Below are 17,612 nucleotides of genomic sequence, written 5' to 3'. Positions count from 1 at the left end.
GGCGCGGAAATGGAGGATTCTCGGTCGGACGGGAGGTCAGCACAGGATTACTCAGCACAGGATTACAAGGCCACGGGAGACGCCTGGTCCGCTGCCGCGATGATCTGATCGTGGATCATCGCCAAAAAGCGTCTACCGAAGCTGTCCAGGGTCCATTCCTGCTCGAACACCTTCCGGGCTGCATCCCCCATTCGTGGGAGATCATCTCGGCGTTCATGGGCGGCCAAAAGCTGCGTCGCCAGAGATGCAGCGTTGCCGGATTCAAAGACGAAGCAAGACTTGCTGTCGAACATAGCACAACTGCCGACATTCTCATTCAAGATAATGGGCTTCGCCAGCATCGCGGCTTCCATTACGATCAGCGAGAACGACTCGTCCCGCGACGCGCAGACTAGCACGTCGGCCGATGCGATGAGGTGAAGCTGCTTCTGATGATCGAGCAGCCCGAGATATTCCACCTCCGGCAGACCGGCCATACGTGCCTGAATAACGGCCCAGTATTCCTGATATTCCAGATGATCCTCCCATAGCTTCCCTGTCAAAACGAACCGGCATTGCGCGCGGATCTGCTGGGGCAGCAAAGCAATGGCGCCAACCAGAATGTCTTGACCTTTGCGTGGCTCGATTGTGCCGGACAGTACAAAGGTCAGTCGCTTTGGACCAACGCTCGGGTCGCCCGACACAGGCTGATCAGGAATCCCATTGTGTATCACCTCCACATCGATACCGTCCGGGACAAACTGCCGCGCGTAGTTGCTAACGCACAGCAGATGGACCCGATCCCATCGCATGTTCTGCACGGCACCGATCTTATCCGCCAGAGACTGCGCCTCATGCACCCACCAGATCGTTCGCAGGATGTTGATCGCCGACAATTGCCGGACCGTCTCGGCCAAGGCTATCGTGTTGACGATCGCGAGATCGAAGTTGCCTGCAAAACGTTCGAATAGGAAGTGGTTCGACGCGATCGATTCGTCTATGATGACCACCATGCCAGCATGCTCCAGTTCCTCGCGGAGCGGACCATCCTGTCGTGAGACAACCACCGGAAAGCCGCCAGCCTGCTGTAGGGTCAATGCGCCGTAGAACAGCATGCGCGGTGCACCGGTCAGCGACAGTTCGTGGGAGACGAACAGCACGTCCGGCCCCGAGACCGGTTGCTGCGGGACAACATGTTCCGCATGGATCCTGTAGTTGAATCGGAAGTCCTGATACAGAACACGCTTCATGGTATTCGTGAAATACGGGTCGCGGGAAACATACGCGCCCCATCGGCGCAGAACGTGGATGTCCGCCTTGTATTTGTGCCGCTTGCTCCCCCAGGAGTGATTGCCGACGTGACGCAGCACGGCGTGGGGCGTATAGACGCAGCGATAGCCGGCTTCCATCAACCGGAAGCTCAGGTCCATGTCCGAATGGCCGTCCGGTGTGTTCACCGCATCGAAACCACCGACCTTCCAGAATAGATCCGCGCGGAAAGCACAGCAGGCCCCTGATAACAGAGACACATTCCGCACATATCGGTGCATGCTCAGAAACGCATCTACTTGGTTACGTGGCGCGTTGTTGTACGCCGTTCCGCACAGGCCAGGCGTGCCGACGATCATGCCGGCATATTGGATGGTATCGTCTTCATGCAGCAGCTTGGGTGACACGCCGCCAACACCGGGCACCCAGAGATATTCGATCAGACACTCTATCCAGTCCTTCTGCAGCGGGAACACATCGTCATTGTAGAACACGACGATGTCACCGGTGGCGCTCTTGGCGCCCTCGTTGCATTTGTCCGAAAAATTATATTCTTTGTCGTATTGTACGAAGCGTAGCTGGCCCCAGCCAGTGAACTTATCAGCGAGGCGATACATCAGTGGGCCGTTGCAGACGACCACAACTTCATAATTTGGATAATCCGTGCCTTCACGGATCGACTGCAGTGCCTTGTTGAGAAGCGGGAAGGAATCGGATGGAATGATGATCGAAACCCTGGTCGTCTCGGCCGGTATCGCGATATGCACGTAATTCGTGTGTGGCAGGGGAATCGCCTGTCCGGGAATGTTCCGGCGCTCCAATGCGTCGTTCAACGCGGCGATATTGGACCCGCGTGCATAGTCCTTGTCACCGCTGGCCGCGGATCCGGGAATCGAGCGCCAGAAATACAGGATGCGTTCGACATGCACGATGCGGTCCGTCGCCTCGCTAACCCGCAGCGCCAGATCATAATCTTGTGAGAAATCATATTCGCTACGAAAGCCACCAAGTTCGTCAATCAGCGACTTGCGATAGGCGGTCAGATGCCCGGTCATCATCATATTGAACATGAGTTCTGGCGACCAGTCCGGCTTCAGGACAAAATCGTACAGCTTCCGCGCCGGCGTAGCGTCGATCTTGCATTCATCGCTATATAGAAAATCGACATCCGGCCGCCGGTTGATTTCCTCCACCATGCGGAATAGCGCATCCGGCGTCAGCTCATCATCGTGATCGACCAGGACCACATAGTCACCCCGAGCCATGCGCAGCGCGGCATTGGAGGCCGCCGAGATGCCCCCGTTCGCTTCCATCGCATGCACCTTGATGCGCGGGTCGGCAGCCGCCATCTCCCGCAGCAGGGCGCGCTGCTCATCCGTCGGGGAACAATCATCGACCACGCAAAGTTCCCAATGGCTGTAATACTGTTCCTGTATCGACTCGACCGCCCTTCGCAACCATTGAAGTGGCGTTCTATAGACGGGCATGATCACGGACATCAAAGGTTGTTGTGAGAACGTTCCTATCATCCGCGTTGCTTCGTCCGGCGCCAGCTCCGCCTGCTGCTCCGCAAATATCCTCCGCGCCTCCTCCTCCATCTGCTCGCTCGTCCAATGCCCCGCGCCACCACCCGGAATTTCGCCGACCTGCGGCGTGACGATGTCAAGTTCACACTCCAGCGCCCGCAGCCGCAGCCGCAACTCGGAGGGGCCGCCGTGGAGCAGCGCGCGCACGCCTCCGCGCACCGCCTTGGGCAGGCCGCCAGGACGTCCGGCCAGCACCGAGGCCAGCCGCGCGGTCCGCCGGACGCGCCGGAGTTGCTGGCCGGTCCAACGGACCGGGGCCGTTACGCGCCAGCTGGTCGATTGCCGCATCTGCTCGACCATGGCGCGGCTTGCCGCCGCCTCCTGCTCCAGGCCTTCAACCCGGGCCGCTTGCCGCGTCTCTGCGTCCGCCAGCCGGGCGACTCTTGCATTGGCCCCTTCCAGCTCCGCCAGCAGGCTTCGGGAGAATGCCTGCGCAATCCGCAACTGCCCGGTCTTCGCGTCCACCGCGTTTCGGAGTTCATCGCCGGCGAGTCGCAGGGCGTAAACCTGCGCGGCAGTGCGAGCGCACTGGGCAGCCAGCTCGCTCTCGTGGCGCGCCTGTTGTGCCTTCGCGTCCTCCGACACCGCCCTGGCCGCGGCCTCGGCGTCCCGCAGCGCCTGGCGCAGCGAAAGCAGCTCGTCCTCGGGCAGCGGCGGCAACACCGACCAGGGATTGCCGCCTTGGTCGGAAAACGTGATCGCGGATCCGTCCGCGGCCATGCGGGAATAGACGATCGCGTCCTCACCAACGACGACACGCGGGCCAAGCATGTTTTCCGCAGCAGGTTTCTTGCGGATGAAACAAAGAGAGTTCAGGAACTCGACCGAATGAATTCCGGACAGCAGCGCATCGCCCAATACGATCCCGTATCGCGATTCGAAGGATCGGAGGATGTCGGCGCGCGCGTAGGGGACGCCCCAATGTTCGTGGTTCACCACGTCCGCCAGCCGCTTGAGGAATGCCATGGACGACCAGGGATCGAACAGGCCGCCGTCGAACGCGTCCCAGTAGGAACAGTGGAGATCCTCCACGACGAACAACCCGCCATCAGCGAGTTTCGGGAAATAGCGGGCGAACGACCGGATGATATCGCCGGAGCGATGCGATCCGTCATCGATGATCAGGTCGAAAGCCGGACTCAGCGCCTCGATCCGCGCCTGGGTCGCATCGGTATTGGCGTCGCCCACCACCACATGGATTCGCGGATCGTCATAGTGCAAGGCATTGCAGGCGGGATTGATGTCGCAGCCGACGATCACCGTTGCGGACCGGAAATAGGCACCCCAGATCGCCAGGGAGCCGCCGTTCTGGATGCCGATTTCCAGCAGTCGGATCGGGCTGGCGGCGTAGCGGCCAAACGTCGCATCGTAGGTGGACACGTACAGGGACCACTTGTCCGACACCTTTCCATGGTGCTGGGCGTACAACGCGGCAAGAGTTGGTCCGATGTGCTGATCAGTCATGATATTCGCCGGTCGGGCGCTCTTTGTTTCGGGTCATCTGCTTATGGCGACGGGCGGCAGGCAGCCGCCATTGGTCCTCGGATTTTAGGGTTCCGCTCACCAATCGTCGAACAGCGCGACCTTGATAGGTACCTGACGATCCCAGCCATAGCGTCCGCGCGTGCGGCGGGGGCGACATCGGCTCGAAGCTCGTCAATATTGCGGAGGATGTCGGAGGGTGTCGAATGCCATCGCAATGGATCGGCCTGCCATCCATTGCGGCCGGATTCGATCACCCGGCGATAGGCATGGACCGAAGAGGCGACCGTCAGCGCACCGACGATGGCGGTTGCAAACCATTTTAGTTCCAAGCCACTGAAATAACTCAGATGTGTATGGTCATCGCGGCGCCATCCCTCCTCATCCTTCAGTTCCCACAGGCGGTCCAACAGGATCTGTTGTTCTCGGCTCAGGAAATTGGGCACGATGCATATCAGTTTATTCGACCAGGATGCGGCTTGTTTCGCCACGAACGTACTGGTGCTAGTGTACGGATGGAAATACGCTGCCGGAAGGCTACCGCGCAGCATCATCTCCAGTCGTTCACCGAAGGAGACGCCTTGCTTGGGCATCTCCAAACCTTCCGGACGCACCGTCGCTATATATACGACTGTGTTAAGCTCCGACCCATGCGGGCCTCGTCCTGCGCCGGGACAATGGGCCAGTTCCGACTCAATCCGTTGTGCTCGAAATTGGATCAACATCAAATCGGATATTTGGACAGCGCCTGGCCGCCAACAGTTGCATGCGCTTCCACCCCGCGATCCCACAGGCTTTCGACCAGCAGTCCCATGGCGCATCCGGCATCGAACACGCGGGCCGGCGCAAAGGACCGCACGATCGCGTCCGCGACGGCCCCAAAGAAGCCCAGCCAATGATCGTTTCGGGTATAAGGGACAGGGCCGCAATGTGATTGGTAGTATTCGGGTCCGTAATTTGAGGCACTTTCCAACACACGACCGTCAACGGTATCGTCCATCGGGTTCTCTTATCCGTTGACTCCCGACCCTGGCAAGCCGCGAAATGGCCGTTTTCCGGCCATCCGATCCCATGCTCACGCGGTCGTCAACGCCGGGCCCGGGATATCACGGGCCGCACGCCGGCGCCGACGCGATCACAGAAAACCATGTAGAAACCATCGCATATCCCCGGTTTCCCCGGCATTTCCATTGCCTTTCCGGAATAGCCAGAAACGGCGGCCGCTTTCGTCTTCTACCCGATAGTAGTCCCGCACGGCGTGCCGTTCTCCCTCCCGCTTCCACCATTCACCGGCGATCCGTTCCGGCCCATCCGCCCGCCGGACGTGGTGCCGGACCCGCCGCCAGGTGAACATCACCGGCGGGGAATCCGGCAACGCCGCCAGTGTTTCCACCGCCTGCGGCGGGTCCAGCAGGCGCACCGGCCGCGGCAGATCGGCCGGCCAGGCCGGCGCCGCCCGCCTGCCTGTCCGCGCCTGCTTTTTGGCAGCCAGCCCATGGGGGACCAACCCTTGGGACAAGGGGTGCGCCTTGCGCACCGACCGTTCCGGCACGTCGCTTTCCACCAACTCGATCCGGTAGACCCGGTCGCTGCCGACCCGGTTTGCCAGGCGGTCCACCAGCGTGCCGAGCCCCAGGGGGTCCAGCGACGCGGGGTCCAGCGCCAGGGGACCGGGTGCCAAGGGACCGGGTGCCAAGGGACCGGGTGCCAAGGGACCAGGTGCCAAGGGACCAGGTGCCAGGGAACCAGGTGCCAGGGAACCAGGTGCCAGAGGGCCGGGTGACACCTTCGCCTTGTCGTCTCCCGGCACGGCACAAAGCTGGGTCGGGCCGACCCGGTTGGCCCTGACCACCAACAGGCGCATCGCCTCCACGCCCAGGCCGGGATCGACCTGGCCCAACCGCTCCGCCAGCATCCGCCCCAAATGTCGTGGATCGCGGTTAGGCAGCGCCATGCCGATGCGCACCGCCTGCACCGATCCGTCCACTCGCTCGAACAGCAGGTCCAATGCGCGGGCGCCACGGCCGGCTCTCTCCAGCGCCGTGGATACCATCCCGGCCAGGCGGACGATCACGGTGGCGAAGGCCTCGGCCGTCAGCAGCGGCTCGACAAAGGTCAGACGCGCCTGGATGGCGGTTTCCGGCGCCAATGGCTGGATCGGCTCGAACACCCGGCCGGCCAGCTGGTCCAGCCGGGTGGCCAGGATCGTGCCGAACCGGCGGACCAGGGGCGCCCTGGGCGCGGCGGCCAGCGGGGCGGTACGGTCGAACCCCAGCAGGCGCAGGCCCTCGATGATGTCGGCGGGCAGGCGCAGCGCCGCCACCGGCAGGTCGGGCGGGGAGGCACCGGGCGGCAGGATGTGCACCGGAGCGGCCGCGAAGCGGGCCATCGCATGGGCCAGCGCGGGCGTATCGGCCACCGCCGCCCGCGCGTGCAGCCCCCAGCCCGACAGGCGGCGCACCAGGTCGTTCAGCAAGGCGGTCTCGGTGCCCCACAGATGCGCGCAGCCGGTGATATCGATCCACAGCCCAACCCCATCCCGATCCGGGGCCACCAGCGGTGCGTAGCGCAGGCACCACAGCGCCAGCCGCCGCATCGCCGCCGCGTCGCCCTGGGGATCGGCCTCATGGACGGATAACCAGCCGCCGCCCAAGGCCTGGGCCTGCGCCAGCGGCATGCCCGGATACAGCCCCTGTGCCGATGCCGCCGCATCCACCGCCGCCAGCACCCGGCGGCGGTCTTCGCGCGTGGCGGTGACGATCGCGGCGGCGGCTCCGCCAGGCAATCCTCTAGGCGGAACGCCGCTCCGGCGCCTGATCCGATCGGTCGGCAGCGTCGGCAGCCAGACCGAGACGACCCGTCTCATCACACGCCTCCACGATCCACGATGCTGGCTCCCCGCCGCGGCAGCGCATCAGGTCCAGCCGCCAGCGTGCCGGGCCCAGGCCCGGCGTCTCGGGGGCATGCGGCAGCACGGGCGGAGAGGGCAGGGCGGCGATACGCCAGCGTGTCACTGCCGCCGAGGGCAGCGCCAGCGCCGGGTCGTCGAAACCGCGGCTGCGGCGGATCAACAAAGTCAGGATGCCGCTGCGTTCCGCCGCCAGATGCAGCCGGCGGGAGGCAGCCAGGGCCATCCGGCCATCCAGCTCCCCCACCACCGCGGCCAGGGCGGGCTGGCTCAACCCTTCCTCCATCACCGCCAGCACGTGCCTTCCGGCTTCGACGAACAGAATACGCTCTGGTTGCAGACCGGCACAGGCCAGGCCGGGAGCGAACAGGTCCGGCTGCTGCAGCACCCACAGCACCGGCCCCTCCATCCGCGCGAGGATGCCGGCGGTGAACAGCGTGGCGGCGGCGGCATGCTCCGTGTCGGCGCCGGCCGACGCGGCCTCATGCAAAGCCCCCAGCGCCAGCCCGCCACCCGGCAGTGCCTGGTCGACCGGCGCCAGACCGAACGGCAGCACGGCGCTACCGTCCGGCCGGGCAGAGCTTCGCCCGATCCGAGCGACCCGTTCCCGCAGATCGCGCAAGGTCCCGCCCATCCCGGGCAGCGTTTGGGGCAAGCCAGGAGACCGCGGCGGCGGGTCGGGAATGCCGGTGGGTGGAATGGAAGGGAACATACAATGAACATAAAAGCGGTCCCACCGAAGAGTCGAGTCGGGAATCATGCAAGGCCAAGGCCCTTGATGCGCACCCCCGATTCACGCTTTCCGACCCTCGGCCTCAGTGATCGCGCTGCCGATCCATCTGGGCGCCCCTGCTGCTGACCGGGCATGCACCGCTGGCGCCGAACCTGTTAGGTTAGCGTCGTCAGATAAGATATTGTACAAACCATGAATCAGGGCTAGAATTCCCCTCAGAGGGACCGACCAGCCAAGGGGACCGACCTTATGCTGCTAGAAAACGCCGCAGAAGCGCTTGCAGAGAAGCGTCACCAGGCTAAAGGCGCAGAACCTGAAACCTCTTGGGGGGTGGGGAACCAACGGATCGTCCAAGGGGATTGCCTTGCGGTCCTGAGCGGGCTGCCCAGCAGCAGCGTGGATGTTGTGATCACGTCGCCACCCTACAACATAGGCGTGGCCTACAAGACCTATCAGGACCGCAAGCCGCGTCATGCCTACCTGGAGTGGATCCAAGAGATTGGCAAGCAACTTCACCGGGTTATGCGCGACGGAGCTTCGTTCTTCCTGAATGTCGGCAGCACGAACTCAGACCCCTGGCTCCCACAGGATGTGTCGGGGAAGCTACGCGACATATTCCACCTTCAGAACCATATCGTCTGGGTGAAGTCGATTAGCATAGGCGACAATACGGTCGGGCATTTTAAGCCGATATCCAGCCAGAGATACCTGAACCACAACCATGAGGCGATATTCCATTACACCAAATCAGGCGCCGTGCCTGTAGACCGTGCGGCTGTCGGCGTTCCGTTCAAGGACAAGTCCAACATTGCGCGCTGGGGCCATAAAGCCGACCGACGCTGTGCCGGCAACGTGTGGTTCCTTCCATATGAGACGGTAAAGTCGCGCGCTCAGAAATTCGGCCATCCGGCGGGGTTCCCCGTGAGTCTGCCAGAGCGGTGCATCCGATTACACGGGCAGCCTGGCGCCTTTGTGCTGGATCCATTTTTGGGCGCAGGGACTACGCTCGTTGCGGCTCAACGCCTGGGCTGCAAGGGCCTGGGGATCGAGATCGACGCCCACTATGCCCTGACATCAGTCGGTCGGCTCCGGCGTGAACTGGGCGATGAGTAAAGAACCGCCGGCAGTTGTCCGCTCCACCTTATCGTTGGATGAGGGTGCGCGAGCCTTGTGAATATCGTCCCAAGATGTCCTGGAGTTATTGGCGCGCCGAGGGATGTGCCGAGGGATGCGCCAAGGGATGCGCCAGGAAGAAGCGCATCATCGCCGCCGTGGCGTCCGGACCCTGAGGATCGGTGAAGCTGCCATCGGCGCTGCCGCCCGACCAGGCATGCCCGCCGCCATGGATCACCCATTGCTCCACTTTCACCATGCCATCGGCGTCCCGATACCGGGTACGGCGCCAGGCATGGCCATCGGGCACCATACCCTGGGTGGACTCGGCACGCAGATGCTGGCCGCTGATGGCCTGCGCCACCACGGAGTCGCCATTGCGCGGGTTCACCGTCCCGTCCCGGTCGCCGTGGAAGACGATCGTGGGAGGCAACCCCGACCCGGCGCGGCGGATCACCCCGTCGCTGCCAGTCTTCATCGCCACGAAGGCCGAGGACGCGTCATGCGCCGCGCCGCAGGGCAGGCCGGAATGCACGCCCACCGCGGCAAACAGGTCCGGATAGGTTTCGCCCAGCACCGCTGCCGCGGCGCCGCCGGCCGACAAGCCGGCAACATAGACGCGCCGCTTGTCCACGGCATACTCCCGCATCACCTGATGCACGATGCCGGTGATCACCGACGGCTCGCCGCTACCGCGCTGCTGGTCGCCCTCCCGGAACCAGTTCCAGCATTTGTGCAGGTTGGCGGTCTTCACCTGCCGCGGCCAGGCCACCAGGCAGGTTTCCGCCTCGGCCGCCTGGTTCATCCGCGTGCCGACGGCAAAATCGTCCGGCGACTGGGTACAGCCGTGCAGCATGACGATCAGCGGCACCGGCTGGCCGCGATAACCCGAGGGTATATACAGTTTGTAGGGCCGAGCGCCGGCGGGACCGGTGAAGATGTGCTCCTCGATCCGGCCACCCCGCGGTCCGCGCATAACCGGTTTCGCGACAGGCACCGGCTTCACCAGCGGGCGCGATGGCGTCGGCAGGGCTTCGCTCAAATCGGGAAGGGGCGGCGCCAGGCCGCCCAGCACACGCTGCACGGCCGAGGCCACATCCGATAACGCATTGGAAAAAGGCAGTTTCATCGAACTCATTCTTTTCAAGGCAGATCACTTGCCGGCCCTGGATAGTTGGCCGGGCCACGCTTACATGATCATGCTGCACTGCAACATCAAGCAGCGCCGCCCTGGCCCGCCGCGCACCGCGCTGTGAAGCATTTCAGCGTGACGCATCGTGGCCCGGGATAGCGTCCGGTCGGACCGCCTGGTCCGCGCACCTGGAACCGTGCCGCGAAGGAGAGTCCGATGAGCACAGCCGCCCTGCTTCTGTCATGCGTATCCGTGGGCGCCGGATTGCGCCTGTTTCAGCTTTGGACGGTGCTCACCGGTTTCCTGCGCCAGCATGCGCCGCGCCGCCGCCGCTCGGTGGGCACCGCCGACCCGATGATTGCCTCCCGCGAACGCTCGGCCCGAACGGGTTGGGGGAGGACATTGATATCGCGCACCCCGCGCACGGAGCGGCCGCTGCGGACCGCCTTGGCGGTCCATGCCCGGATGGTGTCTCGACTTCATCCCTGCCGCGCGCGGCACGATCGCCTGCCGCGGGCGGCATGAACCGGCACGGGCACCGGTTTGACCGGCGCTGCCCGGCAAGCCCGAAGGGTTGAACGGGTTCAGCCGATACAAGCATCCCGTGCATCGCCGGGGGCGCGATGCACGCATTCCCGCCGCCAGGCGGCGCGACCCGCGCGCGTCCGGCCTTGGCGGCATCAATCGAAGCCCAGAAACCCCTCGGCCGTGCTGATCGGCGGCGCGGCGCGCAGCGCGGCCAGGTCGGGTTCGGGACGGGATGTGCGCGCATCGCCGGCCAGCAGCGCTTCCAGCGCCGCGGCGACCCGCAGCACCAGCGCGTCTCCGCCGCGCGGACCGACGATCTGCAGGCCGAACGGCATCCCGTTGCCGTCCAGCCCGACGGGCAGCGACACCGCCGGATGGCCGACGATGGTGACCGCGTAGGCCATGGCCAGCCAGTGGAAATAGGTCCGGGTCCGCTGGCCGTCGATCTCCGCCGGGTACAGCTCGCGCCAGGACCGGGGGCTGACCGTGATCGCCGGCGTCAGGATCACGTCGTACTGGGTGAAGAACGACTGCCAGCGGTGATAGATCGCGGTCTGCGCGGTCAGGGCGTTCGCCACATCCTCCATCGTGTAGCGCAGCGCCTCCTCCACATTGGCTCTGACATTCGGCCCGACCTTCTCCGGCGTCTGGCGCACCTTGTCGCCATGCGCGGACAGGAAGGTCAGGGCGCGCAGCACCTCGAACACCTCATTGCTGCCGGAACAGTCCGGCGCGGCATCCCGGGCAGTGGCGAAGACGTGGCGGAACAGGCCGGTCTTCTCCGCGAAGGCCTGGCGCACCAGCCGTTCCGTGGGCGCGAAGCCGAAATCCGGCGACAGCGCCACGCGCAGGCGCGACAGGTCGAGCGGCGGCAGGGGGTAATAATGGTCCGGCGACCGCACGGTCTGGCCATAGACGGTCGTCGCCAGCGGATCGGCGCCATCGTCGCTGGCCATCGCGCTCAGGAACAGCGCGGTATCGGTGGCGGTCCGAGCCATCGGACCCAGCACCGGCAGGACGCTCCAGCCATGCAGGCGGCGCTCCGCCGTTACCAGGCCAGGGGTCGGCCGGTAACCGACGATGCCGCAGAAGGCCGCCGGATTGCGCAATGACCCGCCGGTGTCGGACCCGGAGCACAGCGGGGCCATGCCGGTGGCCAGTGCCACCGCCGATCCGCCGGATGAACCGGCGCAGGATTTCGACGGATCGAACGGGTTGCCGGTGGCGCCGTACACGGCGTTTCGCGTATTGGCGCCGGCGCCGAATTCCGGCGTGTTGGTCTTGCCGATGACGATGCCGCCGGCACGCCTGATGGCGGCGACCATCCGGCAATCCTCGGCCGGGACATTGTCGGCAAAGAGCGGGCTGCCGAAGGTGGTGCGCAGTCCCCCGGTCGGCTCCAGGTCCTTGATGCCGACCGGCAGCCCGTGCAGCGCCGGCAGATCCCCGCCACGCATGGTCCGCTCGTCCGCCGCCTTCGCGGCCGCGCGCGCCCGATCGAAGTCACGCGCCACTATGGCGTTGACGGCCGGATCCACCGCCTCGATCCGGGCGATGCAACTGTCCAGCAATTCCAGCGCCGACATGGTCTTCGCGCCGATCCGGCGGCGCGCCTCGATGGCGGTCAGGTCACAGGGTTCGGTCATCGTCCGTTTCCCGTCTGTCGTCGAACCGGGTCAGTAGCCCAGGGCCAGGCCGTCCTTGCGCGGCTCCGACCCCGCCGTCAGCACGCCGCGGTCGTGGTCGATCCAGATCGCCTGCCCGCCGCCATGCGGCCGCTCCACCGGCTCCGGCTGATGGCCCAGGGCCCGCAGCCTTTCCACCACCTCGAACGGGATGCCGCGTTCCACCTGCACCTTGCCCTTCAGCGGAAACAGCCGCGGCTGATCGATCGCCTGCTGGATATCCAGCCCGTATTCCAGGAAATTGGTCAGGAACCAGGACTGCCCCATCGGCTGGTAATGGCCGCCCATCACCCCGAACGGCATCACCGCGCGGCCGTCCTTCATCACCATGCCCGGGATGATCGTGTGCATCGGCCGCTTGCCGCCGGCGATGCAGTTCGGATGCCCGCGTTCCAGCCGGAAGCCGAAGCCGCGATTGTGCAGCATGACGCCGGAGCGGTGGGCGAGGATGCCGCTGCCGAACCCCTCGAACAGCGAGTTGATGAAGCTGCACGCGTTGCCGTCCTTGTCGACGACGCACAGATAGACCGTGTCCTTGTGCGGCGGCAGGATCGATTCGCCCGCCGCCGGCAGCTCTGCCATCGCCCGGCCGTCATCGATCAGCGCCCGCTGGGCGGACAGGTACGCCTCGCTCAGCAGCGTCTTCACCGGCACATCGGCCGCGCCCGGATCGGCCAGGAACGCATCCCGGTCGCGATAGGCCAGCCGAGCGGCTTCGATATGGCGGTGCGCGCGGATCGCGCCGGCGGGACCGTCGGGGGCAGAGGGCAGACCGCCCAGCATGCCCAGCATCATCAGCACAAGCAGGCCCTGGCCGTTCGGCGGGCACTGGTAGACGTCGTAGCCCTTCCAGTTCAGCGTGATGGGCTCGACGAATTCGGCATTGCGCAGGCCGCGCGCGAAGTCCTCCTCGGTGTGCAGGCCGCCGCGTTCGCGCAATGTGGCGATCATGTCGGCGGCGATCGGACCCTCGTAGAACGCCTTGGCGCCATGCCTGGCGATGGCCCGCAACGTCTCGGCCAGCGCCGGCTGCACGAACACATCGCCTTCCCTTGGCGCCTCGCCGCCCGGCAGGAACGGATCGGAGCCGCCCTTGCGCAGCTTGTCGACCAGCCGCGACCAGTCCCAGGCGACCTTGGAATGTACCGGCCAGCCCTCGGCGGCGTAACGGATCGCCGGTTGCAACAACTCGTCCAGACCCTTGGTGCCATGCGCGGCCAGCAGCGCCTCCCACGCGCTGACGGCGCCAGGCACCGTCACCGCGTGCGCCGAGGTGTTCTCCAGCTCCCGAATCTGGCGGCTTTCGAACCAGTCGATCGACGCCGCCGCCGGTGCCCGGCCCGACCCGTTCAGCGCGATCACCTTGCCGGTGCCCGCCGGGGCATAAAGGCAGAAGCAGTCGCCGCCGATGCCGGTCGATTGCGGCTCGATCACGCATTGCACGGCGACCGCCGCCACCGCGGCGTCCAGCGCGTTGCCGCCGGCCCGCAGCACGTCCAGCGCCGCCAGGGTGGCGGCCGGCATCGACGTTGCCGCCATGCCGTGCGTGGCATAAACGGGGCTGCGGCCGGGGAAGTGGAAATCGCGCACGGCGGACCTCGGGCTTGATGGGATCGCTACACTATCCGCCGGACCGGCAGGAGGAAACCCGATGATCACCTATGCCGACTTCGAAGCCGTGGACATCCGTGTCGGCACCGTCGTCGACGCCCAGCCTTTCCCCGAGGCACGGAAGCCGTCGATCAAGCTGGTCATCGATTTCGGGGAGGAGATCGGGTTGAGGAAGTCCAGCGCCCAGATCACCACGCATTACAGCCCGGACCGGCTGATCGGCCGGCAGGTCTGCGCGGTGGTGAACTTCCCGCCCCGCCAGATCGGCCCGTTCATCAGCGAGGTGCTGACCCTGGGCATGCCGGATGCGGACGGGGCGGTGGTGCTGGTCAAGCCGGACCTGGTGGTGCCGAACGGCGGAAAGCTGTTTTAGAACGCGATCGCCCGATGCCGGCGGTCGGAGGCGTGAATCGCGCCCCTGAATCAAAGAATTGATAGAGCATGACAGGATCAACCTGACCCTGTCACGCTTCGGTACGCCGCGCCGGCTTCAGCCGCCCGCCCCCAAATGCGTCCGGAAGAACGGCACGGCCTTCGCCATTGCCTGCGCGACCGGCTCCGGCTTGTCGTACAGGTCGTAGTGTGACCAGTCGGGCAGGACCAGCAGCTCCTTTTGCCGGGACCGTGCGCGGCCATAGATCTCCATGCCGTCCCGATAGGCGCCGAACGCACCCACCTTCTCACCGACCACCACCAGCAACGGGCGATCGAGCAGCACTTCCGCGAAGGCGAAGGCATCCCAGGCCAGTGCCGCCGCGGCATGCGAGTACAGCATGCTCGTTGCCCCGCCGGCCGCCTCTCCACGCGGCGTCCGATAATATTCCGTGGCCTCGTAGATATCGCGTTCCGTCTGGCCGCGCTTGCGGGCTTCCTCGGGGGACGGCGGCAGCAGGTTATCCACCCGCGGCGCCCCGCCCCGCATTTCCGCCGTGCGTTGTTGCGCCATCGCGTCCAGCGCGCCGAGCGGATCGTAGCCGCTGAACCCTTCACGCATCAGGCGGCCGAAATTTACGCCGGTGATGCTGGTCACCGCCTTGATGCGGCGATCGGTCTTGGTCGCGCAGATCGCGTAGGCACCGCCGCCGCAGATCCCGATGACGCCGATCCGGTCCGCATCCACGTAGGGCAGCGTGACCAGATGATCGATCACATGGCTGATATCGGCGACGCGCTGCGCCGGGTTCTCGACCAGGCGGGGCTGGCCGCCACTCGCGCCCTGGAAGGAGGCGTCGAAGGCGACGACCACGAAACCCGCCTTCGCCAGCCCTTCTCCGTAGACGGCGCCGGAGGTCTGGTCCTTGCAACTTCCGATCGGGTGGACACTGACGATCGCGGGGTATGGCCGGCCCGCGTCGAAGCCCGGCGGGAAGCGGATATCCGCCGCGATCGGCCAGGCCATGTCCGGATTCCGGATGCTGATCGTCTGCATGGTGTCGTTACCTCCGTCTGGACGCGCTCGGCATGCGCCGCGCGCAGGAAATGCCGGAGACCGGCGAGTCAGGGCCGTTTCAGTTTCGCAGCTCCATTTCGGTTTCAAGCCATTTCGGTTTCAAAGAGTGCGCTTGAAGAACGCGGTCAGGACCGAAACCGCTTCATGCACCCGCGGCCGGCCGTCGTAGAGGTCCATGTGGTTGGCCCTGCACGGTCTCCGCCGGCGCGTGGCCGGCGGAGACGCAGGATGCGGACCGGTGTGGCGCGGGGTCGCGCTACGCCAACGTCCATTGCACCAGGGTGAACGGCGGCTTGGCGTCGTCATGCGGTTCGAACACCGCCTCCACCGCCGCGCCGATCGGCACCGCCTGCTTCGGGTCGCCCAGCAGGTTCCCCACCATGCGGACATTGCCGTATTCCGGCAGTTCCACCAGCACGATGATGTAGGGGCCGTGACCGTTCAACGCCGGGTGCACCGGATGGTGCGGCCGTTCATAGCTGTAGATGCGGCCCCTGCCCTTGATCTCCTGCCAGGACAGGTCGAAGGAATGGCAGCGGTGGCAGATCCATTCCGGCCCCCACTGCCACGATCCGCACCCGTTGCACTTCTGGATGCGCAGCTTGCCCTCGCGCGTGCCCTCCCAATAGGGCTCCGCCAGGCCGTCGGGACCGGTGCCGGGAACCGGCAGGCCCGCGGGAAGATAGGTACCGCTCATAGCGTGGCCTCCGAACCGAGGATGAGGGAACTGACCGGCGTGACCATCGGCCCGCCGATGACGATCGCCGCGTCGTTCTGCTTGACCTGGTTGATCGCGGTGCCGCGGATCTGGCGCACCGCCTCGATCACCAGCTCCAGCCCGTGCATGTAGCACTCGGCCAGGTTCCCGCCCGAGGTGTTCAGCGGCATCCTGCCGCCCTCCACGATCAGGTTCTCCTTCACCAGGAACTCATTGGCTTCCTCGGCCTTCACCAGCCCGTGCTCCACCAGGCTCATGAGCACGCCGCCGGTGAAATTCTCATAGCACTGCACGATGCCCATATCCCGCGGCCCCATCTTGGCCATCGCGTACATGCGCGGCGCGATCTGGCTGAAATGGGAGCTGGGGTAGTTCGGCATGTTGTGCACCGGCGCCGCGCTGCGATGGTCGCAGCCCTGGCCGCAGGCCATGATGTAAGCCGGCTTGTTCTTCATCTGCCTCGCACGCTCCGCCGACACCACGATCACCGCCGCGGCGCCGTCGTTTTCCTGGCAGCAGTCGTACAGGTGGAAGAACGGCTCGATGATCCAGCGCGAATCGTCGTATCTCTGCTCATCCAGCGGGCGGCCGCGCATCACCGCGTTGGGGTTCTTCTGCGCGTGGTGATAGCAGGCCAGGGAGATGCCGCGCAGCGCCTCCTGCCGGATGCCGTGATCGTGCATGAAGCGCGTCACCTTCATGGCGAAGCGCTGCGCCGGGGACATCATGCCATAGGGGAACAGGAACGAATCATCGCCCGCCGCGATCGGCGCGCCGGCGGAGCGGCCGTAGCGCTGGTACTGGCCCTGCGCCAGGGAGCGGAAGGCCACCACGCAATCCGCCATGCCGGTGGCCACCGCCGCCGCCGCATTGCCGACCGCGCCGCAGACGCCGCCGCCGCCGCCGCCCCAGAACATGTTGGAGAAGCGGAACTCCTTCACGCCCAGCGCCGCCGCCAGCCGCCCGGCCTCGGACCGGTCATTGCCGTAGGAGGCAAAGCCATCGACGTCATGCGGGCTGATCCCGGCATCCTCGCAGGCTTTCACCACTGCCTGCAGGGCCAGCTTGAACTCGCTGTCGGGGGACTGGCTGTGCTTGTAGTACGTCGTCTCGCCGATGCCGGCGATCGCCGTTTTGCCGCGCAAGGTTCGTTCTGCCATCTTGGACCCTTTCTACCCGCCGGTAGTTTGCCTGCAGTCGCGGGTATTGGCCAGCGCCGTCATCCCCCCGCCCGTCATCCCCCCGTCTGTCATCCCCCCGCCTGTCATCCCCCAACCGCCTGTTTTCCAGAGGGTCTTGGCCAGCGGCAGCGCACGGCATCCGGCGTCGCGTCCGCACCGCACCCCCCATCGCCCCCCAATTCGCACCCCTGTTACATTCCGGGCGGCATCCCGGCCGGCACGCCGGGCACGGCGTCC

At 65.6% G+C, this 17,612-nt stretch carries 13 protein-coding genes; 2 read left to right on the top strand and 11 right to left on the bottom strand.

The window, feature by feature from the left end; translation table 11 throughout:
* Positions 1–62: 62 nt before the first annotated feature.
* From VHC04_RS22890 to VHC04_RS22870, 5 genes are all read right to left on the bottom strand, one after another.
* The gene (locus tag VHC04_RS22890) at positions 63–4,298 is read right to left on the bottom strand and encodes a glycosyltransferase (RefSeq protein ID WP_325685061.1); all 4,236 of its coding nucleotides are present in this window, start codon (positions 4,296–4,298) and stop codon (positions 63–65) included.
* Positions 4,299–4,339: 41 nt separating this feature from the next.
* On the bottom strand, positions 4,340–4,909 hold the full coding sequence (locus VHC04_RS22885) for a hypothetical protein (RefSeq protein WP_325685060.1): 570 nt from the start codon (positions 4,907–4,909) through the stop codon (positions 4,340–4,342).
* 131 nt (positions 4,910–5,040) lie between these two features.
* Positions 5,041–5,316, bottom strand: a complete 276-nt coding sequence (locus tag VHC04_RS22880; protein WP_325685059.1) for a hypothetical protein — start codon at positions 5,314–5,316, stop codon at positions 5,041–5,043.
* 135 nt (positions 5,317–5,451) lie between these two features.
* Positions 5,452–7,182 (bottom strand): Y-family DNA polymerase, encoded by a 1,731-nt coding sequence (locus VHC04_RS22875; protein WP_325685058.1) that lies wholly within the window; start codon positions 7,180–7,182, stop codon positions 5,452–5,454.
* On the bottom strand, positions 7,106–7,846 hold the full coding sequence (locus VHC04_RS22870) for an ImuA family protein (protein ID WP_325685057.1): 741 nt from the start codon (positions 7,844–7,846) through the stop codon (positions 7,106–7,108). The genes VHC04_RS22875 and VHC04_RS22870 overlap by 77 nt, the downstream gene beginning before the upstream one ends.
* A gap of 360 nt (positions 7,847–8,206) precedes the next feature.
* Between VHC04_RS22870 and VHC04_RS22865 the strand changes: the two genes are divergently transcribed.
* On the top strand, positions 8,207–9,070 hold the full coding sequence (locus VHC04_RS22865) for a DNA-methyltransferase (protein WP_325685056.1): 864 nt from the start codon (positions 8,207–8,209) through the stop codon (positions 9,068–9,070).
* An 85-nt stretch (positions 9,071–9,155) separates the two neighbouring features.
* Here the strand turns inward: VHC04_RS22865 and VHC04_RS22860 are convergent, their stop codons facing one another.
* The 3 genes from VHC04_RS22860 to VHC04_RS22850 form a co-directional block, all read right to left on the bottom strand.
* Positions 9,156–10,199 (bottom strand): PHB depolymerase family esterase, encoded by a 1,044-nt coding sequence (locus tag VHC04_RS22860; protein ID WP_325685055.1) that lies wholly within the window; start codon positions 10,197–10,199, stop codon positions 9,156–9,158.
* Positions 10,200–10,882: 683 nt separating this feature from the next.
* Positions 10,883–12,376, bottom strand: a complete 1,494-nt coding sequence (locus VHC04_RS22855) for an amidase (RefSeq protein WP_325685054.1) — start codon at positions 12,374–12,376, stop codon at positions 10,883–10,885.
* Positions 12,377–12,406: 30 nt separating this feature from the next.
* Positions 12,407–14,005, bottom strand: a complete 1,599-nt coding sequence (locus VHC04_RS22850; RefSeq protein ID WP_325685053.1) for a gamma-glutamyltransferase family protein — start codon at positions 14,003–14,005, stop codon at positions 12,407–12,409.
* A 61-nt stretch (positions 14,006–14,066) separates the two neighbouring features.
* On the opposite strand from VHC04_RS22850, the gene VHC04_RS22845 reads away from it, so the two are divergent.
* Positions 14,067–14,399 (top strand): tRNA-binding protein, encoded by a 333-nt coding sequence (locus VHC04_RS22845; RefSeq protein WP_325685052.1) that lies wholly within the window; start codon positions 14,067–14,069, stop codon positions 14,397–14,399.
* A 117-nt stretch (positions 14,400–14,516) separates the two neighbouring features.
* Here the strand turns inward: VHC04_RS22845 and VHC04_RS22840 are convergent, their stop codons facing one another.
* The 3 genes from VHC04_RS22840 to VHC04_RS22830 form a co-directional block, all read right to left on the bottom strand.
* Positions 14,517–15,455 carry an alpha/beta hydrolase gene (locus tag VHC04_RS22840; protein ID WP_325685051.1) on the bottom strand — a complete coding sequence of 313 codons (939 nt, stop codon included), beginning with the start codon at positions 15,453–15,455 and terminating at the stop codon, positions 14,517–14,519.
* Between the two features lie 277 nt (positions 15,456–15,732).
* Complete coding sequence (locus VHC04_RS22835) at positions 15,733–16,173, bottom strand: Zn-ribbon domain-containing OB-fold protein (protein ID WP_325685050.1); 441 nt, start codon at positions 16,171–16,173, stop codon at positions 15,733–15,735.
* The gene (locus VHC04_RS22830; protein ID WP_325685049.1) at positions 16,170–17,354 is read right to left on the bottom strand and encodes a thiolase C-terminal domain-containing protein; all 1,185 of its coding nucleotides are present in this window, start codon (positions 17,352–17,354) and stop codon (positions 16,170–16,172) included. The genes VHC04_RS22835 and VHC04_RS22830 overlap by 4 nt, the downstream gene beginning before the upstream one ends.
* Positions 17,355–17,612 lie beyond the last annotated feature (258 nt).

Origin of the sequence: Rhodopila sp., from assembly GCF_035548095.1 — a bacterium.
Lineage (GTDB): Bacteria > Pseudomonadota > Alphaproteobacteria > Acetobacterales > Acetobacteraceae > Rhodopila.
This window is presented reverse-complemented; position numbering and strand designations above follow the sequence as displayed.

Bases quoted from the DNA above. Each gene is read 5' to 3' on its own strand.
- VHC04_RS22890 (WP_325685061.1), bottom strand. From the start codon at position 4,298: ATGACTGATCAGCACATCGGACCAACTCTTGCCGCGTTGTACGCCCAG.
- VHC04_RS22885 (WP_325685060.1), bottom strand. From the start codon at position 4,909: ATGCCCAAGCAAGGCGTCTCCTTCGGTGAACGACTGGAGATGATGCTG.
- VHC04_RS22880 (WP_325685059.1), bottom strand. From the start codon at position 5,316: ATGGACGATACCGTTGACGGTCGTGTGTTGGAAAGTGCCTCAAATTAC.
- VHC04_RS22875 (WP_325685058.1), bottom strand. From the start codon at position 7,182: ATGAGACGGGTCGTCTCGGTCTGGCTGCCGACGCTGCCGACCGATCGG.
- VHC04_RS22865 (WP_325685056.1), top strand. From the start codon at position 8,207: ATGCTGCTAGAAAACGCCGCAGAAGCGCTTGCAGAGAAGCGTCACCAG.
- VHC04_RS22860 (WP_325685055.1), bottom strand. From the start codon at position 10,199: ATGAAACTGCCTTTTTCCAATGCGTTATCGGATGTGGCCTCGGCCGTG.
- VHC04_RS22855 (WP_325685054.1), bottom strand. From the start codon at position 12,376: ATGACCGAACCCTGTGACCTGACCGCCATCGAGGCGCGCCGCCGGATC.
- VHC04_RS22845 (WP_325685052.1), top strand. From the start codon at position 14,067: ATGATCACCTATGCCGACTTCGAAGCCGTGGACATCCGTGTCGGCACC.
- VHC04_RS22840 (WP_325685051.1), bottom strand. From the start codon at position 15,455: ATGCAGACGATCAGCATCCGGAATCCGGACATGGCCTGGCCGATCGCG.
- VHC04_RS22835 (WP_325685050.1), bottom strand. From the start codon at position 16,173: ATGAGCGGTACCTATCTTCCCGCGGGCCTGCCGGTTCCCGGCACCGGT.
- VHC04_RS22830 (WP_325685049.1), bottom strand. From the start codon at position 17,354: ATGGCAGAACGAACCTTGCGCGGCAAAACGGCGATCGCCGGCATCGGC.